The sequence below is a fragment of the Amycolatopsis sp. FBCC-B4732 genome, assembly GCF_023008405.1.
GTDB lineage: Bacteria > Actinomycetota > Actinomycetes > Mycobacteriales > Pseudonocardiaceae > Amycolatopsis > Amycolatopsis pretoriensis_A.
In genome coordinates this window covers 7,443,567-7,470,456 of record NZ_CP095376.1, presented here as the reverse complement: position 1 = coordinate 7,470,456, position 26,890 = coordinate 7,443,567, and the positions used below count along the sequence as shown (strand labels likewise).

Here is a 26,890-nt window from a genome sequence, read left to right as displayed (position 1 = left end):
GATGGCTTCCATCACCTACGACAAGGCGACCCGGCGCTACGCCGGTTCGGAGCGCCCCGCGGTCGACGCGCTGGACCTGGAGATCGCCGACGGCGAGTTCCTGGTGCTGGTCGGCCCGTCCGGCTGCGGCAAGTCGACCAGCCTGCGCATGCTCGCCGGCCTCGAGGACATCGACGACGGCGCCGTCTGGATCGGCGACCGCGACGTCACCCAGCTGCCGCCGCGCTCGCGCGACATCGCGATGGTGTTCCAGAACTACGCGCTGTACCCGCACATGACGGTCGCGCAGAACATGGGCTTCGCGCTGAAGATCGCCGGCCGCCCCGCGTCCGAGATCAAGCAGAAGGTCCTCGAGGCCGCGAAGCTGCTGGACATCGTGGACTACCTCGACCGCAAGCCGAAGGCGCTCTCGGGTGGTCAGCGCCAGCGCGTCGCGATGGGCCGCGCGATCGTCCGCGAGCCGCAGGTCTTCCTGATGGACGAGCCGCTGTCGAACCTCGACGCCAAGCTGCGCGTCTCGACGCGTACGCAGATCGCCGCGCTGCAGCGCCGCCTCGGCGTCACCACCGTGTACGTCACGCACGACCAGGTCGAGGCCATGACGATGGGTGACCGCGTCGCGGTGCTCTCGGACGGCCTGCTGCAGCAGTGCGACACCCCGCGCGCCCTGTACGACCGGCCCGCGAACGCTTTCGTCGCCGGGTTCATCGGCTCGCCGGCGATGAACCTCGCCACCGCGAAGCTGACGGCCGACGGGGCCGAGGTGGGCGGCGCGCGCGTGCCGCTGACCCGCGAGACCATCGCCGCCGCCGACGGCGACACCGTGACCCTGGGCTTCCGCCCCGAGGCCCTCGAGGTCGTGACGAACGAGGACGGCGCCCTGCCGATCAAGGTGGACCTGGTCGAGGAGCTCGGCTCGGACGCCTTCGTCTACGGCAAGCTCGCCCAGACCGACGCCGACGACACCCGGCCCAACGTCGTCGTCCGGGTCGACCCGCGCACGCCGCCGGCCATGGGGGACACCCTCCACCTGCGGATCCGCCCGAACGAGCTGCACGTGTTCTCCGCCACGTCCGGGGCGCGCCTGCCCTGACCTCGGGTCATGGGAAACTGGAGGTGTTATGTCCTCCAGTTTCCCTCGCGCCCAGGTCGACATCGACCTCGACGCGATCCGCCACAACCTCACCCTGCTGGGCGCCCGCGCGCCCGGCGCCGAGGTGATGGCCGTGGTGAAGGCCGACGCCTACGGCCACGGCGCGCTGCCGGTGGCGCGCGCCGCGGTCGAGGCCGGCGCGGGCTGGCTCGGCACCTGCTCCCTCGGCGAAGCCCTCGCCCTGCGCGAGGCCGGGATCACCACCCGCCTGTTCAGCTGGCTGGACACCCCGGACGTCGACTTCGCGGCGGGCATCGAGGCGGACGTCGACCTGGCCGCCAGCTCGCTGGGTGAGCTACGCCGCATCGCGGCCGCGGCGAAACCGGGTACTCCGGCTCGTGTGCACCTCAAGATCGACACCGGGCTTTCGCGCAACGGCTGCCCGCCCGCCGCGTGGGCCGAGCTGGTCGCCGCCGCGGCCGCAGAACCCCGCGTGGACGTCGTCGCGATCTGGTCCCACCTCGCCTGCGCGGACGAGCCCGAGCACCCCTCGATCGACATGCAGGCCAAGCGGTTCGAAGAGGCCTACGACGCCGCCCGCGCCGCCGGGCTCGACCCGAAGCGGCACCTGGCGAACTCCGCGGCCCTGCTCACGCGGCCGGACCTGCACTTCGACGTCGTCCGCCCCGGTATCGCGATGTACGGGCTCAACCCGGTGCCGCAGGCCGAAGACCTGCGCCCGGCCATGACGTTCCGGTCCGCGGTCGCGCTGGTCAAGCGCGTCGAAGCCGGCGAATCGGTGTCCTACGGGCACACCTGGACCACCCCGCGCGACACGAACCTCGCCCTGGTCCCGGCCGGGTACGCCGACGGCGTCCCGCGGTCGCTGTCGGGCCGGATGGACGTGTGGCTCGGCGGGCGGCGGCGCCCGGTGGCCGGGCGGGTCTGCATGGACCAGCTGGTGGTCGACTGCGGTGACTTCGAGCCCGCCGTCGGCGACGAGGTCGTGCTGTTCGGGCCGGGGACGCAGGGCGAGCCGACGGCCCGGGAGTGGGCCGACAAGCTGGGCACCATCGACTACGAGATCGTCACCTCGATGTACCGCCCGCGGGTGCGGCGCCGGTATCCGGGAGAGCGCTCGTGACACCTTCACGTCGACTGCTGGCCATCGCCGGCGGGGTCGGGGCCGTGGCCACGGGGACCGCCGCCGCCGCTATTGCCGTCGCCGCGCAGCAGCGGCGGCACAGTGAGGATCCGTACGTGGACGAGCCGCTGGGGGAGCTGAAGCCCGACCGTGCGTCCACGGTCGCGGCCGATGACGGCACGCCGCTTTCGGTCGAGGAGATCGACCCGGGGGACGGCGGGAAGCCCGAACTGACCGTCGTGGGGGTGCACGGCTTCGCGCTTTCGAAGCGCTGCTGGCACTTCCAGCGCCGCGACCTCGAGTCGCTTCGGCTGCCTCGCGTGCGTCAGGTGTACTACGACCACCGCGGCCACGGCCTGTCCGGCGCGGCTTCGGCGGAGAACTCGACGATCGAACAGCTGGCCCGCGACCTCGACGTCGTGCTGCGGTCCGTGGTCCCGGACGGGCCCATCGTGCTGATGGGGCACTCGATGGGCGGCATGGTGATCATGGAGCTGGCCGCCGAGTTCCCTTCGCTGTTCGAAGAACGCGTGGAAGGCGTCGCCTTCATCGCGACCGCGGCGGGCGAAGTGGGCGCCCGCGGGCTGCCGCGTTCGCTGCTCTCGAAGTACAACCCGCTGACGCGCGCCGCCGGCGGTCTGGCCGGCTGGCAGCCGGGGCTGGTGGAGTTCGTCCGCGCGGCCGGCGGCCAGCTGACGCGCCAAGCCGTGCGACGGCTGGCGTTCGGCAGCCGGGACGTCGCGCCGAGGCTCGTCGACTTCATGCTCGAGATGCTCGAGGTGACGCCGGTGCGCGGGCTCGTCAACTTCGTCGACACGCTCGGCAGCCACAACCGCTACGCGGCGCTCGCCGGCCTGAAGCACGCGGAAGTCCTGGTCATCGGCGGCGACTCGGACCGGTTCACGCCGTTCGCGCACGCCGAGCGGATCGCGGCCGAGCTGCCCGACGCGGAGCTCGTGCGCGTCCGCGGCGCCGGCCACATGGTCCAGCTCGAGCAGCCCGAGCTGGTGACCAGCCACCTGATCGATCTCCTGCAACGCTGTTCCGGTGTGGACGGCGAAAACTCGTCCCGGCGAAACTGGTGGTGGCAGCGTTGACCGTGATCTCCCCGATGGTGTTCCCGACGCCCGAAGAGACGATGGACTTCGGGCGCGCGCTCGGCCGCGCACTGCGCGCGGGCGACCTGGTCCTGCTGGCCGGCCCCCTGGGCGCGGGCAAGACGACGCTGACCCGCGGCATCGCGGCCGGCCTCGGCGTCGGCGGCCGGGTCAGCTCCCCGACGTTCGTCCTGGCCCGCGTCCACCCGGCGGGCGCTTCCGGCGTGCCACTGGTGCACGTCGACGCCTACCGGCTGGGTGGTGACCTCTCCCAGCTCGACGACCTGGACCTGGACACGGACCTGGAGCGCTCGGCGATCGTGGTCGAGTGGGGCGAGGGTTCGGCGGAGCGGCTTTCGGACGACTACCTCGTGGTGCGGCTGGACCGCCGCGAGGACGACGTCCGCGAGGTGACCCTGGAACCGCACGGCTCGTGGGCCGACCGCACCCCGGAGCTCGCCGAGATGTCGTGAGTGTTCAGGGCGGTTAGAACCGCCCTGAACACTCACGAGAACCTGACCACCGCCCGGGCCACCCCCAGGTCCACCAGGTCCTGGGGGCGCAGGTGCAGCTGGTTCGCGATGTCCGGCACCTCCGAAGCCGGCCGCTTCAGGATCGCCGCCGCGGCTTCGGGCGACGTCACCGAGAAGTACGCGTCCGGGGTCACCCACGTCGACTCCGCGCCCGCGAACGCCAACGCCCCGCCCGAGCCGCCTTCGCCGATCACCAGCGTCGTCACCGGGATCGCCGCCGTCGCGACCGCCTCGAACATCGCCGCGATCGCCGCGCCCGCGCCCGCCTGCTCGGCCGCCGCGTCGTTGGCCGCGCCCGGGGTGTCGACCAGCGTGAGCACCGGGAAGCCCAGCCGGGACGCCAGCCGCACCAGCCTCGCAGCCGTGCGGAAGCCCGCCGGGGACGTCGGGGTGCCGCACTGCGCCGCGTACGCGATCGTCCGGCCGTCGCGCCAGCCGAAGCCGCACGCGACACCCGGGTCGACGCCGCCCGCGCGGTCGCCGCTGATGTCTTCGCGCCAGTCGAAGTACGCGTCCAGGTACTCGGCGGCCCGGGGACGCGAAGGCGACCTCGCCGCCTGGACCGCCTCCCAGCCCGTGGAAGGCAGCGGAGCGGCCCTAAGCGCCGAAGGCGGCGGAGCGGCCGCCGACGAGCGCGCGGTCAGCAGCCGCAGCCAGCGTTCCAGCGTGGGCCCGAGTTCGTCCGGCGTGACGACGGCGTCGACCTGACCCCACTCGAGCTTCGCCTCCGCGGTGTACGCCTCCGGGGCCTCCGGCGGCCGCACCCGCGAGCCCGCGAACCCGACCTGCGCCTCCGGCAGCGCGAGGACGACGTCGGCGCCCGCGCCGAGGGTCGCCCAGCCACCGCCGGTCGTCGGGTCGCGCAGCACCGAGATCTGCGGGATGCCCGCCGCGCGCGTGAGCGCCGCCGCCCGCGCCACGCGCTGGAGCTGCATCAGCGCGCGCATGCCCTGCTGCATGCGGCTGCCGCCGGTCGCGACCAGCGAGACCACCGGCAGCCGCGCGTCGCGGGCGTGCGCGAACGCCGCCTCGATCCGGTCGCCGGTGCGCTGCCCGAGCGAGCCGCCCAGGAAGCCGAACTCGAAGGCGATCAGCACCGCCTCGACGTCGCCGATCTTCGCCGTCCCGCAGACGACCGACTCCTTCTCGCCGGTGCGTTCTTCCGCCGCGGCACGGGCGGTGCGGTAACCCGGCCAGCCGATCGGCCCGTCGGCCGGCTCGTCGCGCAGCGGCGTGGGGAACTCCGTGAAGTCGTTCGCGATCGTGCCGACGACTTCGCGCGCCGGCAGCCTAGACACCGAGCGCCCGCTTCATGACCTTGCCCATGTCGTTGCGCGGCAACGCTTCCAGGTAGCGGACGACCCGCGGACGCTTGTGCGGCGCGAGCAGCTTCGCGACGTGGTCGGCCAGTTCCCCGGCCGTCGGCGGCTCACCGGAAGGCACGATCCACGCGACGATCCGCTCGCCGAGGTCGTCGTCCGGCTCGCCGGTGACGGCGGCTTCGGCGACGCCGGGGTGTTCGAGCAGCGCGTTTTCGATCTCGCCCGCGCCGATCTTGTAGCCGCCGCTCTTGATCAGGTCGGTCGCCTTGCGCCCGACGATCTTGACGTAGCCGTCGGCGTCGCGCGTCGCCACGTCGCCGGTGCGGAACCAGCCGCCGTCGAACGCCGCCGCGGTCGCGTCCGGGCGGTTGAGGTACTCGGTGAACAGGTTCGGGCCGCGGACCTGGATCTCGCCGACGGTCTCGAGGTCGTCGACCACCTCGCCGGCCTCGCCGACCAGCCGTAGCTCGACGCCGCCGAGCGGGACGCCGACCGTGCCGGGCTTGCGCTCGCCGTCGGCGCGGACGCTCGTGTTCATCAGGGTTTCGGTCATCCCGTAGCGCTCGACGACCTGCTGGCCGGTCGCCGCGGTGATCCGCTGGTGGTCGTGCACCGGCAGCGCCGCGGACCCGGAGACGAGCAGGCGCGCGCCGCGCAGGGCGTCCGCGAGCGCGGTGTCCGTGCCGACCTCGCCGGCGATCCGGTGGTACATCGTCGGGACGCCGAACAGCATGGTCGCGCCGTTCGCCAGTTCGCGCGCGACGCCCTCGGTCGAGAACCGGCCGAGGTGGCGCACCGACCCGCCGCGGCGCAGCGGGCCGAGGATGCCGAGGATCAGGCCGTGCACGTGGAACAGCGGGAGCCCGTGCACGAGGACGTCACCGGCCATCCAGCCCCAGGCGTCTTCGAGGGCGTCGAGCGTGCTCGCGATCGCGCGGCGGGGGAGGACGACGCCCTTGGGCGGGCCGGTGGTCCCCGACGTGTAGACGATCAGCGCGGGCGTCTCCGGGTCCGGCTCCGCCGCGTCGAGCGCTTTCCCGCCGGTCAGCGGGATGTCCCGCCGCGGCAGCCCGGCCAGGGCGGCGGGCAGTTCGGCGCCGGGCTCGGCCAGCACCAGCTGCGGCTCGCTGTCGGTCAGGATGTGCGCGAGCTCGCGCTCGCCGATCTTCGGGTTGAGCGGCACGGCCGGCACCCCGGCGAGCAGCGCGGCGACGACCGCGACGCTCGTGTGCACGGTCGGGGTCGCCCAGACGGCCACGCGGCCGCGAGGCAGCTCGGCGGCGAGCCCCCCGGCCACGGCGGCGAGGTCGGCGTAGGAGAGGACGTGGTCGCCGAAGCGCAGGGCCTCTTCGGCGGAACCGTCGGCAAGGGTGGGGAACAACGGGGCGGGCACCGCGGGGACCTCCCAGAGTCGGACTCCATCCGCACGTTACCGGTTCGACCGGAAGCAGGCGGAACGTTTCGCAACCGGTCGGCGGGAGGTGCCCGTTCCGCCGTGGCTGCGGTCGGATCGGTAACAAACGGCACAGTACCGTGCGGATCAGTCCCCTGCAGCGACCTCTCGAAGACGCTGGTCGTAGGCTGGGACACCGTGTTGGTACTGGCGATCGATACCTCGACCCCGGCGGTCACCGCGGGCGTCGTCGAGGTGGACGGCGACGGGGTCGAGACGCGCGGCGAGCGCGTCACGGTCGACCCGCGCGCCCACGGCGAGCTGATCACCCCGCACGCGCTGGCCGCCGCCGAAGCCGCGGGGGTCGCGCTCAAGGACCTCGACGCGATCGTCGCCGGGGTCGGCCCCGGTCCGTTCACCGGCCTGCGCGCCGGGATGGCGACCGCCGCCGCGCTCGGGCACGCCCTCGGCCTCCCCGTGCACCCGGTCTGCAGCCTCGACGCGCTGGCCGCCGACGTCGTCTCGGCCGGGGCCTTCCTGGTCTGCACCGACGCGCGCCGCCGCGAGGTGTACTGGGCCGCCTACGACAGCGACGGCAACCGCACCGACGGCCCGCACGTCCAGCGCCCCGCCGACCTGGCGACCGACGTCGAGGCCGCGGCCGGGGACGGCGCCGTGCTGTACGCGGAGGCGCTCGGTGTCCAGCCGATCGAGCCGCGCTTCCCGTCACCCGCCGGCCTGGTCAAGGCCGCCAAGAGCGCGTTGCTGGCGAAGGCAGAGCCCGCGCCGCTGACGCCGCTGTACCTGCGCCGTCCCGACGCCGCCGAGCCCGCCGCGCCGAAAAGGGTGACCGCGAGGTGAGACTCGAGCCGCTGCGCCGCCGGGACATCGCCCGGTGCGTCGAGATCGAGCAGATCCTCTTCCCCGGCGACGACCCGTGGAACTCCCGCGCGTTCCACTCCGAGCTGGACATCGGGCACTTCTACCTCGCCGCCCGCCCGGACGAGGGCGACGAGCTGCTCGGGTACGCCGGGCTCGCTGTCGTCGGGCGCCGCCGCGGCGAGTACGAGGCGACCGTGCACACCATCGGTGTCGCCCCGGAGTACCAGGGCAAGGGGATCGGCAAGGCGCTGCTGCGGGCGCTGCTGAACCGCGCCGACGAGTACGAAGCGCCGGTCTTCCTCGAGGTCCGCACGGACAACACGACGGCACTCGGCCTGTACGAGAGCCACGGTTTCGAACGGCTCGGCATACGGAAGCGCTACTACCAGCCTTCCGGCGCCGACGCGTACACGATGGTCCGCCCCGCGCGGACGCGAGACGGGGTGGCGGGCTGATGTCACGCATCATCATGGGCATCGAGAGCTCGTGCGACGAGACCGGCGTCGGCCTGGTCCGCCTGCACGACGACGGCACGGTCGAGCTGCTCGCCGACGAGGTGGCGTCCAGCGTCGAGCAGCACGCCCGCTTCGGCGGCGTGGTGCCCGAGGTCGCCAGCCGGGCACACCTGGAAGCGATGGTCCCGACGACCACGCGCGCCTTCGAGAAAGCCGGGCTGGCACTGTCCGATGTGGACGCCATCGCGGTGACGGCCGGGCCGGGCCTGGCGGGCGCGCTGCTCGTCGGCGTCTCGGCGGCCAAGGCGTACGCGACGGCGCTGGACGTGCCGCTCTACGGCGTCAACCACCTGGCCGGGCACATCGCGGTGGACACGCTGCAGCACGGGCCGCTGCCCACGCCGTGCCTGGCGCTGCTGGTGTCCGGCGGGCACACGCAGCTGCTGCGCGTCGACGACATCGCGTCGGAGATCACCGAGCTGGGGTCCACTGTGGACGACGCGGCGGGCGAGGCGTACGACAAGGTCGCACGCGTGCTCGGCCTGCCCTACCCGGGCGGCCCGCCGATCGACAAGGCGGCTAAGAACGGCGACCCGGCGGCGATCGCGTTCCCGCGCGGCATGACCGGCCCGCGCGACGCGAAGAACGACTTTTCCTTCTCCGGCTTGAAGACCGCGGTCGCGCGCTGGGTCGAAGGCGCCGCCCGGCGCGGCGAGGAGATCCCGGTGGACGACGTCGCGGCGTCGTTCCAGGAGGCCGTCGCGGACGTGCTGACGATGAAGGCGATCCGCGCCGCGAAGGAGCAGGGGATCGGCACCATCGTGATCTCCGGCGGCGTGGCGGCGAACTCGCGGCTGTCGGCGCTGGCGGCGGAACGCTGCGCGGCGGCGGGCATCGAGCTGCGCGTCCCGCGCCCCCGCCTGTGCACGGACAACGGCGCGATGATCGCGGCTTTGGGCGCGCACGTGGTGGCGGCGAAGCGCCCGACGGCCAAGCTGGACTTCAGCGCGAACCCGGCGTTGCCCGTGAACGTGGTCTCGCTCTCGTGAGTGTTCAGGGCGGTTAGAACCGCCCTGGACAACTCACGACGGGTCCGGGCCTACGTAGCCGCGACCTCGTTGCGGGTCGTCGCGGCGACACCGAGCAGTTCCTCGATCGCCGCCACCGCCAGGGTGGCCGCATTGCCTTCGCCGTAGGGGTTTCCGACCTGCGCCGGCCGCAGCTCGCCGCTCAGCAGGCGGGCCGCCGTGTCGGCGATGCGCTCGGTGTCCGTGCCGACCAGCCACGCGCACCCCGCCTCCACGACCTCGACGCGCTCGGTCACGTCGCGCAGCACCAGCACCGGGGTGCCGAACGTCGGCGCCTCCTCCTGGATGCCGCCCGAGTCCGTCAGCACCAGCGACGCGGCCCGCAGGGCGCGGACCAGGTCCGGGTACTCCAGCGGGTCGGTCACCGTCACGCGCGGCAGGCCGGCCAGCGCCGCCTCGACCTGGGCGCGGACCTGCGGGTTCGGGTGCGCCGGGAACAGCACCTGTACGTCCGGGTGCTCGGCGACGATCAGCTGCACCGCGGCCAGCGTCCGCTCGAGCGGCTCGCCCCAGGACTCGCGGCGGTGCGAAGTGACGAGCACCAGCCGCTCGCCGGCCTCGGCGAGCTCCATCTCCAGCAACGCCAGCGCCGTGTCGCGGGCCGGCAGGTCGCGGGCCGCGATCTCCAGCACGGCGTCGACGACCGTGTTGCCCGTGACCGCGATGCGTTGCCGCGCAACGCCTTCCGCGCGCAGCTCGGCCGCGGCGCCGAGGGTCGGGGCCAGGTGCAGCGCCGCGAGCCGCGACACCATCTGGCGCGCGCCCTCCTCGGGGAACGGCGCCGCGAGGTCGTGCGTGCGCAGCCCGGCTTCCAGGTGCACCACCGGGATGCCCAGCCAGAACGCGGCCAGCGCGCCCGCGAGCGTCGTCGTGGTGTCGCCCTGGACGACCAGCGCGGCCGGCGGGTGCCGGCGCAGCAGGTCGTCCAGCGCGGGGAGCAGGCCGGCCACGAGTTCCGCCTGCCCGCCGGTGACCCGCGGCGGCACGTCCAGCCACACATCGGCGGTCAGCCCGAACGGTTCGAGCGCCTGCTCGACCATGCCCGGGTGCTGGCCGCTGTGCACCAGGACCGGCCGCAACGCCGGGTGCGCGTCCAGCGCCAGTGCCAGCGGCGCGAGCTTCAGCGCTTCCGGCCGCGTCCCGGCCAGCACCATCACGTCCACCCGGCGGTACCCCTTCTCCACATAGTCCAGTCTCCACGAAAATTTCCACCGCGGGCCGCCGGCGTGCGAGGGGCACACGCCGACGGCCCGTTCCTCAATCCCGCGCCTGGGAGAGGCGGCGGTTGCGGCGGTGGACCGCGATCAGCGCCACGGTCCCGAGCAGGACCAGGAGCACGCCGACGGCCAGCCACCACCCGATGTCGGCGCCGGTGGCGGCGAGGGTGCCCACCCCGCCACCGGCGACTCCGACACCCGCGCCCGGCATCTTGTACATCCGGGCCTCCGCTCAGGCCTGTGCGGAACGGCGGCGGAAGATGCGCGTGCCCACGGGCACCGCGACCGCGCCGAGCAGGCCGAGGCCGATCCACAGCCCGGCGCCGGACGCGAGCGGCATCGGCGGCGCGGCCGGGCCGCAGGTCGCCGACGACACGATCACGTCACCCGAGCCGAGCGCGCCGACCACACCGCCGAGCAGCTTCACGTGGATGGCGTTGACCGTGAGGCTGCCGTCCTTGTTCTTGATCTGCTCGTTGAGGATGACCGTCGCGACGTTGATCCCGGCGATCGCGACCTTGACCTGGGTGTTCGGCGCCGGGGTCGCGTCGACCGCGCCCGCGCTGCCGAGGTTCGCGCCGACCAGCGTGGTGCTGCCCGTGACGCCCGCCTGGGTCGCCGTGCAGACCGCCTCGACGGCCTTGGCGCCGACGTTGTTGCCGAGGGCCTTGAGCAGCGGCAGCCCGACGTCGGCGGTGCTGGCCTTGGCCGTCACCGCGCCGGAGTTGTCGTCGCGCTTGGCCTCGGTGTTGATCACGCCGGTGGTCAGGATCCCGGTCAGGTTCGCCGAGGCCAAGCTGTTGGTCGTCGGGCCCGCGGTGTTCGCGGCCGCGAGCGGGCCGGCCTTCACCGCCGGTTGCCCGAGCAGCGTCACGTCGACGTTCACGCCGTAGGCCGACCCGTCACCGGGAGCGGCCGACGCGGGGGTCGCGCCGGCGAGCACGACGCTCGCCACGACCGCGGCGAGCAGGCCGCCACGGCGCACGAGGGAGCTCTTCATCAAACTTTCCTCCGAATTCGCTGGAGTTAATCGGGGGTGCGTGACGGCGGCGCGGATAAACCGGCTTGCTTCGAGTCGGCACGCGAATCGACTATCGCGAAGAGCGGCCCGAATGGCACACGATATTTCCCGAACCACCGGATCGGGTACAACGTGGCGGAGTTTCCGCAGGTCGTTTCCGCATCACTCGGATGGCCTAGCAAGTTTGCGGGTGGAGCTGCCGAATGGGCCGCTAAACCACGCCTCCGAGTGGAAGTGACGGCCGGTGGTGTTTTACGCTCGCCCGGGGTCCGCAGCTTGATCCGACAACCGACACCGAGAGGACCGTCGTGGCCGTAGCGAGCGCTCCGAACGCAGGTATGGCACGGTTCCCGCTGGTCATCGCGCTGAGCGCGCTGGCGGCCGCGGGTGCCGTGGTGGTGCTGGCCGAGCGGTTCTACCGCGAACTGGAAGTGCGGCTCGCCGGTGCGATCCTCGAGGTGATCACTACATCGGGTGTTTATGTGGCACCCGATCGGGAGTCTGTTTACTTTGGGTTGACGAGCACTACTCCGTTCGGGTTGAGAATGACACCGGAATGTTCTTCGGCGTTCCTTTTGCTTCCGTTGCTCGTTGTGACGATGATCATGCTGTACTTCCGGCCCGCGAATGCGAAGCGGCTCTTCTTTTCGCTCGGTATTGCCGCGGTCGTCGTCGTGCTGGTTAACCAGCTGCGCATTCTCACGATCGTCGGGCTCGTGCGCGGGCTCGGCACCGACGACGGCTACTACTGGGGGCACACGCTGCTCGGCTCGATGGTCAGCGTGTTCGGCGGTGCCGTCTCGCTGGTCCTGTTCGTCTGGCTGGCCACGCGGAAGAAGAAGGCATGAGCATCAAGGTCCTGCTGGCGATCACGCAGGCGTTCGCGCTCACGATGAGCGTGGCGTTCCTGGTGTACGTCGTCGTCATCGTGGTGCCGTACCTGCGGCGCAAGCCCGCGCCGGTCGGCGACCCGGCCGACTACACGTGGCACTTCTTCGTCCCGTGCCGCGACGAGCAGACGGTGATCCGCGAGACGATCCGCTACCTGCGCACGACGTTCCGCAAGGCGCACGTCTGGGTCGTCGACGACGACTCGGAGGACCGCACCGCCCGCGTCGTCCGGATGCTGTGGCGCCGCCACGGCGGCTACGACCCGTACCTGCACCTGGTGCCGCGCACGCGGCCCGAGGCGCGGACCGGCAAGGGGGACGCCCTCAACGCGGCCTACCGGGCGCTGAACGACTGGATGGGCCCGGACGCCTCGCGCGACGACGTCGTCGTGGTGGTCGTCGACGCCGACGGCCGCCCGGCGCCGAACTGCCTCGAGGTCTGCGCGGCCGACCACCTCTTCGGCGACGAGGGGATCGGCGCGGTCCAGCTGGACGTCCGGATGAGCAACGTCGGAACGCCGCCGCCGTCGCGGAACCCGGTCGGGCGCTGGTTCGGCCTCAAGCTCGCGCAGCTGCAGGACCTCGAGTTCCGGACGGCGATCGCGGCGATCCAGACCTCCCGCGGCTTCACCGGCACGATCTCCATGGGCGGCAACGGCCAGTTCACCCGGCTCACCGCGCTGGACTCCATCGCGGGCGCCGACGAACAGCCGTGGCGCGGCTCGCTGCTGGAGGACTTCGAACTCGGCGTCCACCTGCTCACGGCCGGCTGGCGCACCGGGTTCACGCCGGATTCCCATGTGGCGCAAGAGGGTCTGTACAGCCTGCGGCGCTTCCTCGTGCAGCGCACCAGGTGGGGGCAGGGCACCATGCAGTGCGCCCGGTACCTGCGCCGGATCTGGGATTCACCGCACGTCAGCACGCTCGGGGCGGCGGAGATGATGTACTACCTCGCCCAGCCGTGGCTGCAGCTGCTCGGCTCGCTGCTGTACCCGATCCCGTTCATCCTGCTGGTGACGAGCACCGCGGGCGACCCGGCGCAGATGTGGACGTGGTTCACCGGCGGCGCGTGGATCCTCTTCGCCATCTACGGCTCGTTCGGGCTGCTGCCGTTCCTGGTGTGGGGCCCGATCTACCAGCTGAAGTGCTTGCGCAGCCGCAACGTGCTGCGCGGGATCGGTCTCGGTTTCGCTTACGCGGCCTACATCTACACGTTCTACGTGACGTCGTGGCGCGCGCTGTTCCGCTTGGTCCGCGGCCGCAACGGCTGGGCGAAGACGCGCCGCAACACCGAACAGGCGGCCGGGGTGAAGGTCGCGCTCGACGCGTGAGCGCGACCCCCACCAGCGGTCAGAACGCCGGCACGAGCCGGACGTCGTCCGCCTTGACGAACGCGATCCGGTGCCCGAACTGGATCTGCACGTACTTGAGCTTGCCCTTCACCACCACGTGGTCGGCCAGGTCGAACGTCGTGGCCGAGTAGTACTCCGAGCCGACCGTCCCGGCCGAGGAGTACTTCTGCCCGGCGGAGAGCGTGTACGGCAGCGGAGTGATGGCCTGCACGGTGACGTTCGCCGGGTAGGCCTCCGGCTCGGGGTAGGCGCGGCCGTACACCGGGATCGTCGCCAGCCCCGGCTTCGGGGTCACCACGAGCCCGATCGCTGGCTTCACCACCCGGGCGCCGCGCGGGTTCTGGAACCAGCCCTTCTGCCCGAGGTACCAGATCGCCGTCCAGTCGCCGCGGACCTCCGCGACGGCGTACCGCTGCCCGGTCGCCACGCGGCTGCCGACGTCGGAGACGTCCATTGTGGACGGCGTGCCGTCGGTGTGCAGGCCGATGTCCTTCAGCAGCGGCGAGGCTTCACTCGGCTCCGAGTGCAGCACGACGGCCTCCGAACCGCGCGGCGCGCACGGCGTCCCGGGGCTGTCGCAGCCGGTGAACGCGGGCTGGTTCTTCGCGAAGTCCGGGTCGATGGTGACCAGCGACGAGCCGGGCAGGCCGAACCCGCCGAGCGGCGCGCCCAGCAGGTCGAAGTAGTGCGACCAGTCCCAGTAGGGGCCCGGGTCCCAGTGCATGCCCTTGATCGTCGACGGGATCGTGCCCGGCACGTTGTCGTGGCCGATGATGTGCGCCCGGTCGAGCGGGATGCCGTACTTGCGCGCGAGGTAGCCGACGAGCTTCGCGCTCGAGCGGTACATCGCCTCGGTGTACCAGGTGCCCTTGGCGGCGAAGCCCTCGTGCTCGATGCCGACGGACTTGGCGTTGACGTACCAGTTGCCGGCGTGCCAGGCGACGTCCTTGGTCGGCACGTGCTGCGCGATCAGGCCGTCGTTGGAGCGGATCGTGTAGTGCCAGCTGACGTAGGTCGGGTCCTGCGCGAGGTCGAGGACGTTGTCCCAGTAGCCCTCGGTGTCGTGGATGACGATGTGGTCGATCTTCTGGCTGACCGGCCGGTTGGCGAGGTCGTGGTTGCCGTAGTCGTCGTCCGGCAGCTCCTGGTAGGGAGCGGGGACGGACTCGCAGGTGACGGTCCGCGGGCACTCGACGTTCGCCGGGTTCCCGCCGTGCTGCGGCACCGTCGTGCCCGGGCTGGGGCTCAGGCTGACCTGCTGGCCGTCGTCGGTCGTGCGGGCGACGCCGGTCTTGATGGTGTCGTAGACCTCGTCGGCGAAGGTCCGTGCCGCGTCTCCGGTGGATCCGCTGTACTTCGCGACGGCGTCGTACCAGGTGTTGCCGGCGTGGTACTTCGCGAGGAGAGCGGCGCCGCCTCGGATGTTCTCCGCGGGGTCGGTGCGGAGGGTTTCGGCGGTTCGGCCGACGAGCCGGGCGGCCTCGTCGACGGTCTGCAGGCCCGGTGGGGGCGTCGCCGGCCCGGCCTTCGGGTGCAGGGCCGGACGGGCGTCGTCGCCCCGGGGGTCCTCGGTGCCTTCGTCGTGGTGGGTGGTGGCCACGCCGGCTTCGCGGACGTCGGTGAGGTGCATCGGGCCGTAACCGGCGGACGTGCTGGGTGTGCCGGCGTTGAAGTCCCAGCGTGACTCCAGGTAGGAGACGCCGAGGAGGACGTTCACCGGGACCCCGAACTCGGCCGCGGCGGCGGTGAAGTCGCGTTGGCGCTGATCGGTGGTGGCGGCTTGCGCGGGCGCGGCGGCCAGGCCGGTGGTGAGGGCGACGGCGGCGAGGAGCGCGGCCGATCTTGGGAGGGACATGGGCATAAACCCCCAGGGTTCAGGTGCCAGACGTCAGAACCTAACCAGAAACTCACGCTGGGGGTAAGGGCCGGCGAAACCGTGCTGTCGGCCGTGGTCGGCTCCTGGGTGACCTGCCGTGTCAAGCGCCGCGAAGGAGCGAGGCTCAGCGCCGCGGCCGAGCTCGAGCGCGACCTCCGGACCGCCGAGCTGTTCGTCAAGCTGATGGACCCGGCCCACGCCCGGGGCGCCGCGGTCCGGTCCGTGCCGACGGTTCGGCGCGACCTGGGCTGAAACCGCGGGTCAGGGCTCTTTCGGCATGTCGGGTGGACCCTCCTTGCACGACTGGCACTCACGTGGCTAGAGTGCTAATCGCACGGCCCGACAGCCCCGGCACCCGCGACGGCGGGGGTGGTAGAGCCGTAACCACAACCTGCCAACGCTTTCGACGACCGTGGAGGTCAACCCGGTGAGCGTGAACATCAAGCCGCTCGAGGACAAGATCGTTGTCCAGACGAGCGAGGCCGAGGAGACGACCGCTTCCGGCCTCGTCATCCCCGACACCGCCAAGGAGAAGCCCCAGGAGGGCAAGGTTCTGGCCGTGGGCCCGGGCCGGATCGACGACAAGGGCAACCGCGTCCCGCTCGACGTGAACGTCGGCGACGTCGTCATCTACTCCAAGTACGGCGGCACCGAGGTCAAGTACAACGGTGAGGACTACCTCATCCTGTCCGCCCGCGACGTGCTGGCCGTCATCAACTGACGTCCGCTCGCAGCGCATGACGCCCCGGGCCCCGCACAACGCCGGGGAGCGGGGCGTTCTTGCGTTTCAGACCCACCGAAAGGTAAGCGGAAACCGCTATGCCCAAGCAGATCAGTTTCGACGAGGACGCTCGTCGCGCGCTGGAGCGCGGGGTGAACAAGCTCGCCGACGCGGTCAAGGTCACCCTCGGCCCGCGCGGTCGCCACGTCGTGCTCGACAAGAAGTTCGGCGGCCCGACCATCACCCTCGACGGCGTGACCGTCGCCCGTGAGGTCGAGCTCGACGACCCGTTCGAGAACCTCGGCGCGCAGCTCGCCAAGAGCGTCGCCACCAAGACCAACGACGTCGCCGGCGACGGCACCACGACCGCGACCGTGCTCGCGCAGTCGCTGGTGAAGGTCGGCCTGCGCAACGTCGCGGCCGGCGCGAACCCGACCTCGATCGGCCGTGGCATCGAAGCCGCCGCGGAGAAGGTCATCGAGGTCCTCAAGAGCAAGGCCACCCCGGTCAAGGGCCGCGAGAGCATCGCCCAGGTCGGCACCGTGACCTCGCGCGACGCCAACATCGGCGCCCTCCTCGGCGAAGCCGTCGAGAAGGTCGGCGAGGACGGCGTCATCACCATCGAGGAGTCGTCGACCCTGGCGACCGAGCTGGTGATCACCGAGGGCGTCCAGTTCGACAAGGGCTTCCTCTCGGCGCACTTCGCGACCAACCCGGAGGAGCAGAAGGCGATCCTCGAGGACGCCTACATCCTGCTCGTCCGCGAGAAGGTCTCGTCGCTGGCCGAGCTGCTGCCGGTGCTCGAGAAGGTCGTCGAGGCCAAGAAGCCGCTGCTCATCATCGCCGAGGACGTCGACGGCGAAGCGCTGTCCACCCTCGTGGTGAACTCGCTGCGCAAGACGATCACCGCCGTCGCGGTCAAGGCGCCGTTCTTCGGCGACCGCCGTAAGGCGTTCCTGGACGACCTCGCGGTCGTCACCGGCGGCGAGGTCATCTCCGCGGAGATCGGCCGCAAGCTGGCCGACGTCGACCTCGGCGCGCTGGGCAAGGCCCGCCGGATCGTCGTCACCAAGGACGACACCACGATCGTCGACGGCGGCGGCACCAAGGACGCCATCTCCGGGCGGGTCGCGCAGATCCGCAAGGAGATCGAGACGACCGACTCCGACTGGGACCGCGAGAAGCTGCAGGAGCGGCTCGCGAAGCTCGGCGGCGGCGTCGCGGTCATCAAGGTCGGCGCGGCCACCGAGACCGAGCTGAACGAGCGCAAGCACCGCATCGAGGACGCCGTGGCATCGACCAAGGCGGCCGTCGAGGAGGGCATCCTGCCCGGCGGCGGTTCGGCGCTGGTGCACGCGGTCAAGGAGCTCGAGGGCGGCCTCGGCCTCGAAGGCGACGAGGCCACCGGCGTGCGCATCGTGAAGGACGCGCTGTCCGCCCCGCTGTTCTGGATCGCGACCAACGCGGGCCACGAGGGCGCGGTCATCGTCAACAAGGTGCGCGAGCAGAGCTGGGGCCACGGCTTCAACGCCGCCACCGGCGAGCTCACCGACCTGCTGGCCGCCGGCATCGTCGACCCGGTCAAGGTGACCCGGTCCGCGGTGGCGAACGCCGCCTCGATCGCGCGTCTCGTGCTGACGACGGAGTCGTCGATCGTCGAGAAGCCGGTCGAAGAGGAGCCCGCCGGCGCGGGCCACGGCCACTCGCACTGATTTCCGACGAGACGGGGCGGTACTCCTGCGGGGGTGCCGCCCCGTTCCGTTCCCGGAGACCGGCGCCTGCGCAGTGGCGCCGGCCGACTTCGCGAGCTACGCCGAGTGGCGCCCGTTCATTTGCCCGAGGTGCGGGCCGCGCCGAGGCCGCGCGGCACGAGCACTGATTTCCGACGAGACGGGGCGGCACTCCTGCTGGGGTGCCGCCCCGTTCCGTTCCCGGAGACCGGCGCCTGCGCAGTGGCGCCGGCCGACTTCGCGAGCTACGCCGAGTGCCGGCCGTTCCTCTACTCGAGGCGCGAGTTCTGTCTCGGGTCTGCTGGCGCGGGCCATGGCCACCTGCACTGATTGCGGGCGAGACGGGGCGGCACTCCTGCTGGGGTGCCGCCCCGTTCCGTTCCCGGGGAACACCCGGAAAGCACGGAGGGCGGCACCCCACCCGGTGCCGCCCTCCGATGTCTGTGGCCGCTCAGCCGCCGGACATGCTGAGCGCGCGTTTGTCCGCCTTGATGAGGTGCTCGCGTTCGGACTCCGAGAGCCCGCCCCAGATGCCGTACGGCTCGTGCACCGCCAGCGCGTGGCTGCGGCACATCTCCAGGACCGGGCAGCTCAGGCAGACCGCCTTCGCCCTCGCCTCCCGTCGTGCGCGCGCCGGGCCGCGCTCGCCGTCCGGGTGAAAGAAGGACGCGCTGTCCATCCCCCGGCACGACCCTTCGAGCTGCCAGTCCCACATGTCGGCGTTGGGTCCTGGGAGCCTGCGCGTGTCTGCCATCCTGACCGCCTCCGTCATCCGGTCGATGCCGCTAGCTGCTCTGCTGTGGTGCCGATACTCCATTCGGTGCAACGGCGGTAACGTTAGAAGCGCGCCAATAGTTGTTCAAGCGATCCGGCCCGATTCAGCCGTTAGGCATCCCCCGGATGTGTGAGCAGGGGTTTCGCCTCCGGTTGCCGACTGCGCTGGGTGCCTGGATATTGAGGCTCGTGGGAGCTGGGTCGGGCACCGAAGAACCCACCCTGCCGGTGGCCTCGGTCGCCCGCCGGCTCGGGGTCGCCCCGTCCACCCTCCGAACCTGGGACCGCCGCTACGGACTGGGCCCCAGCCGCCACACTGACGGCCGCCACCGCCGCTACGGCAGCTCCGACATCGGCCGCCTCGAACTGATGCAGCGAGCGCTCCTCAGCGGCGCTTCGACGGCCGAAGCCGCGAAGTACGCCCTCGAGCAGATGCCGCGCTCCGGGCCCCCGCAGCCGGAGGAGCCTTCGGCGCCCGCCGACGCGGCCGCGGCCGACGACGGGCTGGAGGTCCGCTCCCGGCTCGCCCGCCGCTTGAGCACGGCGGCGCTGGCGATGGACGTCGGCGCGGTCCAGCGCATGCTCGCGGACACCATCACCGAGCTCGGCGTCCTCCCCGCGTGGGCGGGCGTGATCGAGCCGGTGCTGTCGGCACTGGGTGCCCGCTGGCGCGGCGCGAGCGCCGGGGCGGAGGTCGAGTACCTGCTCGCGGAGTGCGTGTTCGCGGCACTGGTGCGCGCGACGCCGGTGCTGGACGAGCCCCGCAACACCCGCCCGGTGCTGCTCGGCTGCGTCCCGGAGGAACGCGACTCGATGCCGATGTACGCGCTGGCGGCGTCGCTGGCCGGCCGGCGGATCGGCGCCCAGCTGTTCGGGGTGCCGCTGCCGGCGGACGTCCTGGCGGTCGCGGTGCGCCGGAGCGCGCCGGCCGCTGTGGTGCTGTGGGCCCACCGGCGCGGGGTGGCGGACACGCGGCTGTTCGCCCGGGTCTCGCGGGGGCGCCAGCGGAGCCGGCTGTTCGCGTGCGGCCCGGGCTGGGACCCGGCGGCGCTGCCGGACAAGGTGGAGCTGCTCACGGACCTCCCGGGCGCGGCGGACCGCATCGAGCACGTCCTGGTGGGCGGCCGGGGCTAGCCGGCTTTCGCCCGGTGTCGGCAGTGGCCGGCGCCGAAACGCCATGAACGACCCGTTCATGACGTCCGAGCTCGTGCCCGGGCACTTCGATCATGTTTTTGTCGGTGCGAACCGCTAGAAAGGACGGGTGCACGAACCCGCCCTGAGGGCCGCCGCGTTCGGGAGCGATCCGCTGCCCGATCCCGCCGTCCTGCGCGGCGCGGGCACCCCGCGGGAGCGGCTGCTCGCCGCCATTGTGCTCGGCGCCCAGGGCCGGTACGCGGCCGCCGCTGCCCTCCTGGAGCGGCTCCGGGGCGATAGCGACCCGGTGACGGCGTCCCTCGCCGCCAGCACGCTCGCTTCGCACCGGCGGCAGCTGGGCGGGCACAGGCAGGCTCGCGCGCTCGACGGCGAGGCCTTCGCGAAGGTTGCCGCGCTCACCGGCGACCCTGATCCGAGCGGCCTCGACGCGGCCGCCTCGCTCTCCGGCGCCTCCGACCCCGACGGCCTCGACACAGCCGCCTTGCTCATCGGCGGTCTTGACGCGGCCGCCTCCCTCTCCGGGGCCTCCGACCGGAGAAGCTTCGTTGCGGCGGCCGCGCTCTCCGCCGACCCCGCCCCGGCCGGCCTTGAAGCGGCCGCCTCGCTGACCGGCGCCTCCGCCCCGGCCGGCCTTGAAGCGGCCGCCTCCCTCTCCGGCGACCCCGGCGACCCTGCCCCGGGCGACTCCGGCACCGGCGACCCCGACCCCGGAAACTCCGACCCGGACGGCCTCGACGCCGCCGGTGCGAGGGCCGACGCGCTCCTCGGGCTCGCCGCCGACAACCTCGCCCTCGGCCGCCTCACCGCCGCCCGCAGGCTCGCCGCGAGGGCCGCCGAACAGCGCGCCGGCTGGCGGGCGGGCGTGCGCGGGGGCTGGGTCGGTGCCGAGATCGAGCTCGCCGCAGGTCAGGGCGCTGCCGCCGTGCCGCACGCCGAGCGCGCATTCGAAACGGCGGTCGCGCGGGATGCGCGGCGGCACGCGGTGAAATCCGGGATTGTGCTGGCTGTCGCCGTGTCGGCGGCCGGGTGTCCCGATCACCGGGAGATTTCGGACGGTCTTGTCGGAAATGCGATGGCGACCGCCGAGGAATGCGAACTGCTTTCACTTTTGTGGCCCGCAGCCCTCGTCGCGGCCGACCTGCGCCCAGGACACGCCGAGGAGTATCGATTCAGAGTGGCTCAGGTGTTGCACGCAGTGTTACGAAGCGCAGATCCTTGCGGGAGGAGGATCGCGGGGGAATCGCCATGGGTGCCCGACCCGGGTGGTTGAGCCGTCGGAATGGGGTGTTCCGGCATCCGGGCTAAGAAACTTCAAAAAAAGCCACCGGATCGTGTCAAGGTTCGGGCTAAAGCGTCCGATAGGGGAAGAGGAATGTCACCCGGCTGCAGGAAGGAAACCCCGTGACGACGGTCTTGATCTGCGATGACCGACGCAGTGTCCGTGAAGGGCTCACCCGAGTGATGTCCGCGGTCCCTGGGGTCAGTCGCATCGACTGCGTAGCGCACGGTGACGAGCTGCTGGCCCGGTACTCCCGTCAGCCCGTCGACGTCGTGCTGGTCGGAACGCAACGCGCGGTCCCGACAGGTGTCGAAGCCACCCGGCGGCTCGTCTCGGCCAACCCCCAGGCGAACGTCATCGTCTTCGGTGCCCCCGACGACGCGGGCAGCATCGCCGCCGCGATCGCCGGCGGCGCGCGCGGCTACCTCCGCTGGGACGCGTCCCGGCCGGAGCTGGTCGCCGCCCTCGCCCACACCCTCGCGAGCACTTCGGTGCCCGCGCCCCGTCAGCCGTCCGACCCGGGCGTCCAGCTGACCGAGCGCGAGCTCCAGGTGCTCCGGGGGATGAGCCAGGGCAAGAGCAACGGCCAGATCGGCCGCGAGCTGTACCTGTCCGAGGACACGGTGAAGACCCACGCCCGGCGGCTGTTCCGGAAGCTCGGTGTGCGCGACCGCGCGCAGGCCGTGGCCCACGGCTTCCGCCGCGGTCTGGTCAGCTGACCCGTCCCCGCGGCAGTTCTCCTCGATCCTGACACGGCCGGAACACAGGTGACGACGGGCCAGGGCGCACCGCCCTGGCCCGTACCTGCGTGGTCCCCATCACACTCCGGCGCCCCTTGAGGCAGCCGCCACGGCGGATCGACGCCGTGGCACCCGTCCCTCCGACGGATCTCGTACCCGTGGCCCCGCTCGCTCGTTGAATCGTCGGATCCGGCCGCGGGTCTGCAGGAAAATCCGTACTTTCGCGGCTCCGGCGAGTACGGCGCGCCGGGGAGCACCGCGCGCGTCGGTCCGGAGCGGGCCGACGGTACGGTAGCGGTCACCGGTTCGAGGCGGAGGCGACCACGGGCCGGGTTCTTTGCACACCTACACGTAACACTGGGACTGTTGTCTGCGATGGCCAATGTGGGGGATGGACTGGATGAACCGGTCGCCGCTGCTGTCGAGGGAGATCCCCAGGCAGTGGAGCGGCTGCTGGCTGCTATCCGTCCACTGGTAGTGCGGTATTGCCGCGCCCGGGTTGGCAGGCAGGAGCGATCGTTCGCTTCGGCGGACGACGTTGCGCAGGAGGTGTGTCTCGCGGTGCTAACGGCATTGCCCTCGTACCGCGACCAAGGCCGCCCGTTCCTGGCCTTCGTCTACGGGATCGCCCAGCACAAGGTGGCCGACGCGCACCGCGCGGCGGCGCGCAACCGGGCCGAGCCGGTGGCCGAGATCCCCGACGAAGTCGAAGGCGGGGTCGGCCCCGAGCAGCGGGCGCTGCAAGGTGAACTGAACGAGCGGATGTCCCAGTTGTTGCAGGTGCTGCCGGACAAGCAGCGGGAGATCGTGGTGCTTCGCGTGGTTGTCGGACTGTCGGCGGAGGAGACCGCGGACGCGGTCGGCTCCACTCCCGGCGCCGTCCGCGTCGCCCAGCACCGCGCCCTCGCGCGGCTGAGAAAGGTCCTGGCCGCGGAGGAGGTGATCTGAGTGACCGGTCATGACAGAGGTTTCCAGCCGGACGACGTCTTCGGTAGTGGCTTGTCGGCTTCGGAGGCGGAATTCGCCGCCGACCTGTCAGCCGTGCAAGCCGATGACGCGCTGCTCGACGCGCTCGGCGGGTCCGACCCGGCGCTGGCCGACGGCCTCGGCGACCAGGAGCTCAACGCGTTGCTGGTGGCGTGGCGAAGAGACATCGACAGCGAGCCGCTGGCCGAGCTCGTCGACGTCGACACCGCCGTGCGCACCGTCAGCACCGCCGCTCTCGCGAAGCGGCACGCCTCGAGCGGACGCCGCCGCAGGCTGCTCGTCCCCATCGCCGTCGCCGCCGCCGTGCTGGCGATCGCGTTCACCGGGACCGGGCTGGCCGCGCGCTCCGCGGAACCGGGCGACACCCTGTGGGGCCTCGCGAAGGTCCTGTACTCCGACCACGCCCGCTCGGTCGAGGCCGCCGCGAACGCGAAGCTCGACCTCGAGAAGGCGAACCTGGCCATCGCCGGCGGCAACCTCGACGCCGCGCGCGAGGCCCTCGACGCCGCCCAGGCCGCGTTGTCGCAGGTCAGCGACGAAGACAACCGCGACCAGCTGATGGAACAGCACCGGCAGCTCGCCGCGCAGCTGCAGAACCCCGAGGCCCCGGTCCAGGGCCCGATCCAGACCTCGGTGCCGTCGGTGCCGCCCGGCGCGTCGTCGACGCAGGTACCGCCGGCGGGCTCGGCGACGTCGATCCCGGGCAGCGGCAGCGGCACCACCAGCCTGCCCGGCAGCGGGACGCCGACCCCGACGCCCCCGCCGCCGACCAGCGAGACCCCGACCCCGACGCCCACCCCGCCGCCGACCACCACCGGCGCGACGGGGAACGACCCGGGCACGCCGCGCAGCGAGTCCGCCGGCGGGCAGTCCCAGAGCGTCGGCGAAGGCCAGTAGGACGTACGAAAAAGCCCTGGTGAGCAATCTCACCAGGGCTTTTTCGTGGGTCAGGGGCGCTCAGTACGCGCTTTCGTTGGCTGTCACGCCGTCGGCGAAGCCCCGGCAGTAGTCCCAGCTCACGTAGTCGCCGGGGTTCGGGTCGTAGGCCGGCTCGTGCGGGCGCATCCGCCCGTCGGCCAGCAGCTGCTCGAGGCTGGCCCGCAGCAGGTGCCAGTCGTGGTAGTGCGGTTCGTCGCATTCACCGCAGTCCACGACGATCCCGCGGACTCCGCGGGGTTCGAGCAGGGCCTGGTAGACGGCCAGATCCGAAAGGTCGGCCAGCAGTTCGGTGCGTTCGGAATCGCTGATCGGCTCGTCCAGCCGGTCCTCGTCGTCACCGAAGGCGCGGGCCGGGTCGTCCGGGTCGTCCGCGAACGGGTCTGGGGGCAGGACATCGTGCGCCACGGCCTGCACGGTACCCGGCGGTCACGACGGCTCGCCCACCGCCCGGGGCGGGCACGGCGCCCGGATACCATGAGGAGAAGGCTCCGAGTCGCCACAGCGACCCCGCTCATCCCGCGCCAGGAAGGCCCTTCACCCGCTATGACCAGCGACGGCACCACCCCCGTTCCGGCCAAGTTCGCCATGCTCGGCCTGACCTTCGACGACGTGCTGCTGCTGCCCGCCGAATCGGACGTCGTCCCCAGTGCCGTCGACACCAGCTCTCGGCTGAGCCGGAACATCACCCTCGGCGTCCCGCTGGTGTCCGCGGCGATGGACACCGTCACCGAGGCCCGGATGGCGATCGCCATGGCCCGCCAGGGCGGCATCGGCATCCTCCAGCGCAACCTGCCGATCGACGCGCAGGCCGCCGCGGTCGAGGTCGTCAAGCGCTCCGAGGCGGGCATGGTCACCGACCCGGTCACCTGTTCGCCGGACGCGACGCTGGCCGAGGTCGACGCCCTGTGCGCGAAGTTCCGCATCTCCGGCGTGCCGGTGACGGACGCGGCCGGCGCGCTGGTGGGCATCATCACCAACCGCGACATGCGGTTCGAGGTCGACCACAGCCGCCCGGTGTCCGAGGTGATGACGAAGCCGCCGCTGGTCACGGCGCAGGTCGGGGTCTCGGCGGACGCGGCGCTCGGGCTGCTCCGCCGCCACAAGATCGAGAAGCTGCCGATCGTCGACGGCGCGGGCAAGCTGCGCGGCCTGATCACGGTCAAGGACTTCGTGAAGACCGAGCAGTACCCGAAGGCGACGAAGGACCCGGACGGCCGGCTCATCGTCGGCGCCGCGGTCGGCGTCGGCGTGGACGGGCACCAGCGCGCGATGGCGCTGGCCGACGCGGGCGTCGACGTGCTGATGGTGGACACCGCGCACGGGCACTCCCGCTCGGTCGTCGAGACCGTCGCGCTGCTGAAGAAGGAGCTGGGCGACTCGGTCGACATCGTCGGCGGCAACGTCGCGACGCGGGCGGGCGCGCAGGCGCTGGTCGACGCGGGCTCGGACGGCATCAAGGTCGGCGTCGGCCCGGGCTCCATCTGCACCACCCGGATCGTGGCGGGCGTCGGCGTGCCGCAGATCTCGGCCATCTACGAGGCCGACCTGGCCGCGCGCCCGGCGGGCATCCCGGTCATCGGCGACGGCGGCATCCAGTACTCGGGCGACATCGCGAAGGCCATCGCGGCCGGCGCGTCCACGGTGATGCTGGGCAGCCTGCTCGCCGGCACCGCCGAGTCGCCCGGCGACCTGATCCTGGTCGGCGGCAAGCAGTTCAAGGTCTACCGCGGCATGGGCTCGCTGGGCGCGATGCAGTCGCGTGGGCAGGGCAAGTCCTACTCGAAGGACCGCTACGCCCAGGACGACGTGCTCAACGAGGACAAGCTGGTCCCGGAGGGCATCGAAGGCCGGATCCCGTTCCGCGGACCGCTGGCGAACGTGGTGCACCAGCTGGTCGGCGGCCTGCGCGCGGGCATGGGCTACGCCGGTGCCGAGACGATCGCGCAGCTGCAGGACGCGCAGCTCGTGCGGATCACCGCGGCCGGGCTCAAGGAGAGCCACCCGCACGACATCACCATGACGGTCGAGGCGCCGAACTACACGACCCGCTAGTCCGCCCTTCCGGGCATTCCCCCCGGTCGCCGCGGCCGGGAGACTCGGCCGCGGCGACCGAGGAGGGGAACGCATGGCGATGCCACGACGGACTCTGGTGACGGCGGTGGCGGCGGCGCTCGTCGGGCTGGGCGGCGGCATCACGGCGTCCGCCGCCGACACCCCGGCCGCGCCCGCGCGGGTGCAGTCGCCGGGGGAGCTCTGGAAGCGCACCGAGCTGTTCTTCGGCACCGGCAAGCCGGACGGCACCGAGGTGACCGATAAGGAGTTCGCCGCGTTCTCCGACCGGGAGATCACCCCGGCGTTCCCGGACGGCTTCACCCGCCTCGACGGCAGTGGCCAGTGGCGCGGCGGGTCCGGCGCGATCGTGCGCGAGCACACCCACGTGATCGTGCTGCTGTACCCGTTCGCCGATCGTGCGGCCGAACGGGAGATCGAAGGGATCCGCGCCGATTACCGGAAGCAGTTCCGGCAGGAATCCGTACTGCGTTCGGACTCCGTGGAGCAGGTCTCCTTTTGAGTCACCGTGACCTAGCGTGCTTACGGTAATCGGCCTATCGCCTTGCGTGGTGCTCGTGGTGTGCACTGTGGGGCATGACGGTCGGCCGCTTGACGCGGGTGCTGCGCACGGTGTTCTTCACGGCCGTCGCCCTGGTGTCGCTGTTCCTCGGCGGCATCGTCTGCCTGATGTGCCAGGTGCTGGCCGGTCGTGACGCGCCGACCGACCGCGTCGAGGGGTACATCGTGTCCCACGAGCGGGGCGCGCTCCCGGTCGGCGGGGAGGGTGGGATCAGCCACACGCTCTCGATCGTCGCCGGCGGGCGGGCGTACCGCGTCACCGCCGTCGACCCCGGCCTCGACCTGCCGGCCGGGCAGACGGTGGCGCTCGACGTCTCCACGGCGGACGGCGGCATCGCCTACCTGCACGCGGGCGGCGGAGTGGTCGACCTGCGCCAGGGCGTCGTCCGGCCGGTCCTGCTGATCGCCGCGGCCCTGCTCGCCCTGGGTGCGGTGTACTTCGGCGCGGTCCGGCTCAACGTCTACCCGCCGGTGGCGACGTGGCTGGCCCTCGCGCTGGGGGCGGTGCTGGCGCCGATCGCCGTCTTCGTCCGGGTGTAGTGCCACCCCCGTGCGCAGGTCACCCACGCGG

27 protein-coding genes and 2 pseudogenes are annotated in these 26,890 nt (G+C 72.1%); 21 read left to right on the top strand and 8 right to left on the bottom strand.

All coding sequences use genetic code 11. The annotated features are described in order from the left end of the window. The first annotated feature begins 1 nt into the window (after position 1). Genes MUY14_RS33095 through tsaE form a run of 4 tightly spaced genes read left to right on the top strand, consistent with a single transcriptional unit; the run spans position 2 to position 3,807 of the window. Positions 2 to 1,093: an ABC transporter ATP-binding protein gene (locus MUY14_RS33095; RefSeq protein ID WP_247015018.1), complete on the top strand. Its 1,092-nt coding sequence runs from the start codon at positions 2 to 4 to the stop codon at positions 1,091 to 1,093. A gap of 28 nt (positions 1,094 to 1,121) precedes the next feature. Then, on the top strand, positions 1,122 to 2,237 hold the full coding sequence (gene alr / locus MUY14_RS33090) for an alanine racemase (protein WP_247015016.1): 1,116 nt from the start codon (positions 1,122 to 1,124) through the stop codon (positions 2,235 to 2,237). Then, complete coding sequence (locus MUY14_RS33085; RefSeq protein ID WP_247015014.1) at positions 2,234 to 3,334, top strand: alpha/beta fold hydrolase; 1,101 nt, start codon at positions 2,234 to 2,236, stop codon at positions 3,332 to 3,334. Before alr ends, MUY14_RS33085 begins: the two co-directional genes overlap by 4 nt. Before the next feature lie 14 nt (positions 3,335 to 3,348). Beyond that, positions 3,349 to 3,807: a tRNA (adenosine(37)-N6)-threonylcarbamoyltransferase complex ATPase subunit type 1 TsaE gene (gene tsaE, locus MUY14_RS33080; RefSeq protein ID WP_247025366.1), complete on the top strand. Its 459-nt coding sequence runs from the start codon at positions 3,349 to 3,351 to the stop codon at positions 3,805 to 3,807. Positions 3,808 to 3,839: 32 nt separating this feature from the next. Here the strand turns inward: tsaE and MUY14_RS33075 are convergent, their stop codons facing one another. Together MUY14_RS33075 and MUY14_RS33070 are read right to left on the bottom strand one after the other, a co-directional pair. Then, a complete protein-coding gene (locus MUY14_RS33075) occupies positions 3,840 to 5,165 on the bottom strand; it encodes a carboxyl transferase domain-containing protein (protein WP_247015012.1) in 1,326 nt (441 codons plus the stop codon). After that, positions 5,158 to 6,582, bottom strand: a complete 1,425-nt coding sequence (locus MUY14_RS33070; protein WP_247015010.1) for an acyl-CoA synthetase — start codon at positions 6,580 to 6,582, stop codon at positions 5,158 to 5,160. The genes MUY14_RS33075 and MUY14_RS33070 overlap by 8 nt, the downstream gene beginning before the upstream one ends. 198 nt (positions 6,583 to 6,780) lie before the next feature. On the opposite strand from MUY14_RS33070, the gene tsaB reads away from it, so the two are divergent. The 3 genes from tsaB to tsaD are packed head-to-tail and all read left to right on the top strand — an operon-like array spanning position 6,781 to position 8,968. Next, positions 6,781 to 7,443 (top strand): tRNA (adenosine(37)-N6)-threonylcarbamoyltransferase complex dimerization subunit type 1 TsaB, encoded by a 663-nt coding sequence (gene tsaB, locus MUY14_RS33065; RefSeq protein ID WP_247015008.1) that lies wholly within the window; start codon positions 6,781 to 6,783, stop codon positions 7,441 to 7,443. Beyond that, entirely contained in the window at positions 7,440 to 7,919 is a 480-nt protein-coding gene (rimI, locus tag MUY14_RS33060) for a ribosomal protein S18-alanine N-acetyltransferase (RefSeq protein WP_247015006.1), read from the top strand. Before tsaB ends, rimI begins: the two co-directional genes overlap by 4 nt. Continuing rightward, a complete protein-coding gene (gene tsaD / locus MUY14_RS33055) occupies positions 7,919 to 8,968 on the top strand; it encodes a tRNA (adenosine(37)-N6)-threonylcarbamoyltransferase complex transferase subunit TsaD (RefSeq protein WP_247015004.1) in 1,050 nt (349 codons plus the stop codon). The genes rimI and tsaD overlap by 1 nt, the downstream gene beginning before the upstream one ends. A 50-nt stretch (positions 8,969 to 9,018) precedes the next feature. Here tsaD and wecB read toward each other — a convergent pair whose 3' ends face one another. From wecB to MUY14_RS33040, 3 genes are all read right to left on the bottom strand, one after another. Then, positions 9,019 to 10,170 (bottom strand): non-hydrolyzing UDP-N-acetylglucosamine 2-epimerase, encoded by a 1,152-nt coding sequence (gene wecB, locus MUY14_RS33050; protein ID WP_247025364.1) that lies wholly within the window; start codon positions 10,168 to 10,170, stop codon positions 9,019 to 9,021. A gap of 94 nt (positions 10,171 to 10,264) precedes the next feature. Continuing rightward, a complete protein-coding gene (locus tag MUY14_RS33045; protein ID WP_247015003.1) occupies positions 10,265 to 10,444 on the bottom strand; it encodes an LPXTG cell wall anchor domain-containing protein in 180 nt (59 codons plus the stop codon). Positions 10,445 to 10,456: 12 nt separating this feature from the next. Continuing rightward, a complete protein-coding gene (locus MUY14_RS33040) occupies positions 10,457 to 11,224 on the bottom strand; it encodes a choice-of-anchor P family protein (RefSeq protein ID WP_247015001.1) in 768 nt (255 codons plus the stop codon). Positions 11,225 to 11,583: 359 nt separating this feature from the next. On the opposite strand from MUY14_RS33040, the gene xrtP reads away from it, so the two are divergent. Next, positions 11,584 to 12,093, top strand: coding sequence for an exosortase P (gene xrtP, locus MUY14_RS33035; protein ID WP_247014999.1), 510 nt, complete (start codon positions 11,584 to 11,586; stop codon positions 12,091 to 12,093). Beyond that, positions 12,090 to 13,466, top strand: a complete 1,377-nt coding sequence (locus tag MUY14_RS33030; RefSeq protein WP_247014997.1) for a glycosyltransferase family 2 protein — start codon at positions 12,090 to 12,092, stop codon at positions 13,464 to 13,466. The genes xrtP and MUY14_RS33030 overlap by 4 nt, the downstream gene beginning before the upstream one ends. 19 nt (positions 13,467 to 13,485) lie before the next feature. Here the strand turns inward: MUY14_RS33030 and MUY14_RS33025 are convergent, their stop codons facing one another. Continuing rightward, positions 13,486 to 15,342: an N-acetylmuramoyl-L-alanine amidase gene (locus MUY14_RS33025; RefSeq protein WP_396126605.1), complete on the bottom strand. Its 1,857-nt coding sequence runs from the start codon at positions 15,340 to 15,342 to the stop codon at positions 13,486 to 13,488. A 108-nt stretch (positions 15,343 to 15,450) separates the two neighbouring features. On the opposite strand from MUY14_RS33025, the gene MUY14_RS33020 reads away from it, so the two are divergent. The 3 genes from MUY14_RS33020 (at position 15,451) to groL (ending at position 17,796) form a co-directional block, all read left to right on the top strand. Then, complete coding sequence (locus tag MUY14_RS33020; protein ID WP_247014993.1) at positions 15,451 to 15,615, top strand: hypothetical protein; 165 nt, start codon at positions 15,451 to 15,453, stop codon at positions 15,613 to 15,615. Between the two features lie 175 nt (positions 15,616 to 15,790). Then, a complete protein-coding gene (gene groES / locus MUY14_RS33015; protein WP_004559922.1) occupies positions 15,791 to 16,084 on the top strand; it encodes a co-chaperone GroES in 294 nt (97 codons plus the stop codon). 98 nt (positions 16,085 to 16,182) lie between these two features. Then, entirely contained in the window at positions 16,183 to 17,796 is a 1,614-nt protein-coding gene (gene groL / locus MUY14_RS33010) for a chaperonin GroEL (protein ID WP_247014991.1), read from the top strand. A 469-nt stretch (positions 17,797 to 18,265) separates the two neighbouring features. Here groL and MUY14_RS33005 read toward each other — a convergent pair whose 3' ends face one another. Further along, positions 18,266 to 18,586 carry a WhiB family transcriptional regulator gene (locus MUY14_RS33005; RefSeq protein WP_013222678.1) on the bottom strand — a complete coding sequence of 107 codons (321 nt, stop codon included), beginning with the start codon at positions 18,584 to 18,586 and terminating at the stop codon, positions 18,266 to 18,268. A 230-nt stretch (positions 18,587 to 18,816) separates the two neighbouring features. On the opposite strand from MUY14_RS33005, the gene MUY14_RS33000 reads away from it, so the two are divergent. The 6 genes and pseudogenes from MUY14_RS33000 to MUY14_RS32980 all read left to right on the top strand — a co-directional run bounded on the left by MUY14_RS33000 (position 18,817) and on the right by MUY14_RS32980 (position 23,646). After that, positions 18,817 to 19,722 carry a MerR family transcriptional regulator gene (locus tag MUY14_RS33000; RefSeq protein WP_396126872.1) on the top strand — a complete coding sequence of 302 codons (906 nt, stop codon included), beginning with the start codon at positions 18,817 to 18,819 and terminating at the stop codon, positions 19,720 to 19,722. Positions 19,723 to 19,849: 127 nt separating this feature from the next. Next, a pseudogene (locus MUY14_RS47375) lies at positions 19,850 to 20,218 on the top strand (hypothetical protein); the annotation flags it as partial. 237 nt (positions 20,219 to 20,455) lie between these two features. After that, a pseudogene (locus MUY14_RS47370) lies at positions 20,456 to 21,013 on the top strand (hypothetical protein); the annotation flags it as partial. A gap of 131 nt (positions 21,014 to 21,144) precedes the next feature. Next, positions 21,145 to 21,741: a response regulator transcription factor gene (locus MUY14_RS32990; RefSeq protein ID WP_003073605.1), complete on the top strand. Its 597-nt coding sequence runs from the start codon at positions 21,145 to 21,147 to the stop codon at positions 21,739 to 21,741. 396 nt (positions 21,742 to 22,137) lie between these two features. After that, a complete protein-coding gene (locus MUY14_RS32985) occupies positions 22,138 to 22,710 on the top strand; it encodes a sigma-70 family RNA polymerase sigma factor (RefSeq protein ID WP_026468912.1) in 573 nt (190 codons plus the stop codon). Beyond that, a complete protein-coding gene (locus tag MUY14_RS32980) occupies positions 22,711 to 23,646 on the top strand; it encodes an anti-sigma-D factor RsdA (RefSeq protein WP_247014985.1) in 936 nt (311 codons plus the stop codon). Positions 23,647 to 23,706: 60 nt separating this feature from the next. Here the strand turns inward: MUY14_RS32980 and MUY14_RS32975 are convergent, their stop codons facing one another. Further along, complete coding sequence (locus MUY14_RS32975) at positions 23,707 to 24,102, bottom strand: DUF5319 domain-containing protein (RefSeq protein WP_086856224.1); 396 nt, start codon at positions 24,100 to 24,102, stop codon at positions 23,707 to 23,709. Positions 24,103 to 24,231: 129 nt separating this feature from the next. Here MUY14_RS32975 and guaB point away from each other — a divergent pair, with 129 nt between their 5' ends. The 3 genes from guaB (at position 24,232) to MUY14_RS32960 (ending at position 26,859) form a co-directional block, all read left to right on the top strand. Continuing rightward, positions 24,232 to 25,740 carry an IMP dehydrogenase gene (gene guaB, locus MUY14_RS32970; protein ID WP_247014983.1) on the top strand — a complete coding sequence of 503 codons (1,509 nt, stop codon included), beginning with the start codon at positions 24,232 to 24,234 and terminating at the stop codon, positions 25,738 to 25,740. A gap of 73 nt (positions 25,741 to 25,813) precedes the next feature. After that, positions 25,814 to 26,260 (top strand): DUF3574 domain-containing protein, encoded by a 447-nt coding sequence (locus MUY14_RS32965; RefSeq protein ID WP_247014981.1) that lies wholly within the window; start codon positions 25,814 to 25,816, stop codon positions 26,258 to 26,260. Between the two features lie 74 nt (positions 26,261 to 26,334). Further along, on the top strand, positions 26,335 to 26,859 hold the full coding sequence (locus MUY14_RS32960; protein WP_247014979.1) for a hypothetical protein: 525 nt from the start codon (positions 26,335 to 26,337) through the stop codon (positions 26,857 to 26,859). Positions 26,860 to 26,890: the final 31 nt, after the last annotated feature.

What these genes read in the sequence shown, in the direction of transcription:
- tsaD (WP_247015004.1), top strand. Translation starts at nt 7,919, where the DNA reads ATGTCACGCATCATCATGGGCATCGAGAGCTCGTGCGACGAGACCGGC.
- groL (WP_247014991.1), top strand. Translation starts at nt 16,183, where the DNA reads ATGCCCAAGCAGATCAGTTTCGACGAGGACGCTCGTCGCGCGCTGGAG.
- guaB (WP_247014983.1), top strand. Translation starts at nt 24,232, where the DNA reads ATGACCAGCGACGGCACCACCCCCGTTCCGGCCAAGTTCGCCATGCTC.
- MUY14_RS33095 (WP_247015018.1), top strand. Translation starts at nt 2, where the DNA reads ATGGCTTCCATCACCTACGACAAGGCGACCCGGCGCTACGCCGGTTCG.
- MUY14_RS33045 (WP_247015003.1), bottom strand. Translation starts at nt 10,444, where the DNA reads ATGTACAAGATGCCGGGCGCGGGTGTCGGAGTCGCCGGTGGCGGGGTG.
- MUY14_RS32960 (WP_247014979.1), top strand. Translation starts at nt 26,335, where the DNA reads ATGACGGTCGGCCGCTTGACGCGGGTGCTGCGCACGGTGTTCTTCACG.
- MUY14_RS32985 (WP_026468912.1), top strand. Translation starts at nt 22,138, where the DNA reads ATGGCCAATGTGGGGGATGGACTGGATGAACCGGTCGCCGCTGCTGTC.
- MUY14_RS33030 (WP_247014997.1), top strand. Translation starts at nt 12,090, where the DNA reads ATGAGCATCAAGGTCCTGCTGGCGATCACGCAGGCGTTCGCGCTCACG.
- xrtP (WP_247014999.1), top strand. Translation starts at nt 11,584, where the DNA reads ATGGCACGGTTCCCGCTGGTCATCGCGCTGAGCGCGCTGGCGGCCGCG.
- MUY14_RS33005 (WP_013222678.1), bottom strand. Translation starts at nt 18,586, where the DNA reads ATGACGGAGGCGGTCAGGATGGCAGACACGCGCAGGCTCCCAGGACCC.
- MUY14_RS33040 (WP_247015001.1), bottom strand. Translation starts at nt 11,224, where the DNA reads ATGAAGAGCTCCCTCGTGCGCCGTGGCGGCCTGCTCGCCGCGGTCGTG.
- MUY14_RS33025 (WP_396126605.1), bottom strand. Translation starts at nt 15,342, where the DNA reads ATGTCCCTCCCAAGATCGGCCGCGCTCCTCGCCGCCGTCGCCCTCACC.
- alr (WP_247015016.1), top strand. Translation starts at nt 1,122, where the DNA reads ATGTCCTCCAGTTTCCCTCGCGCCCAGGTCGACATCGACCTCGACGCG.
- tsaE (WP_247025366.1), top strand. Translation starts at nt 3,349, where the DNA reads ATGGTGTTCCCGACGCCCGAAGAGACGATGGACTTCGGGCGCGCGCTC.
- MUY14_RS32965 (WP_247014981.1), top strand. Translation starts at nt 25,814, where the DNA reads ATGGCGATGCCACGACGGACTCTGGTGACGGCGGTGGCGGCGGCGCTC.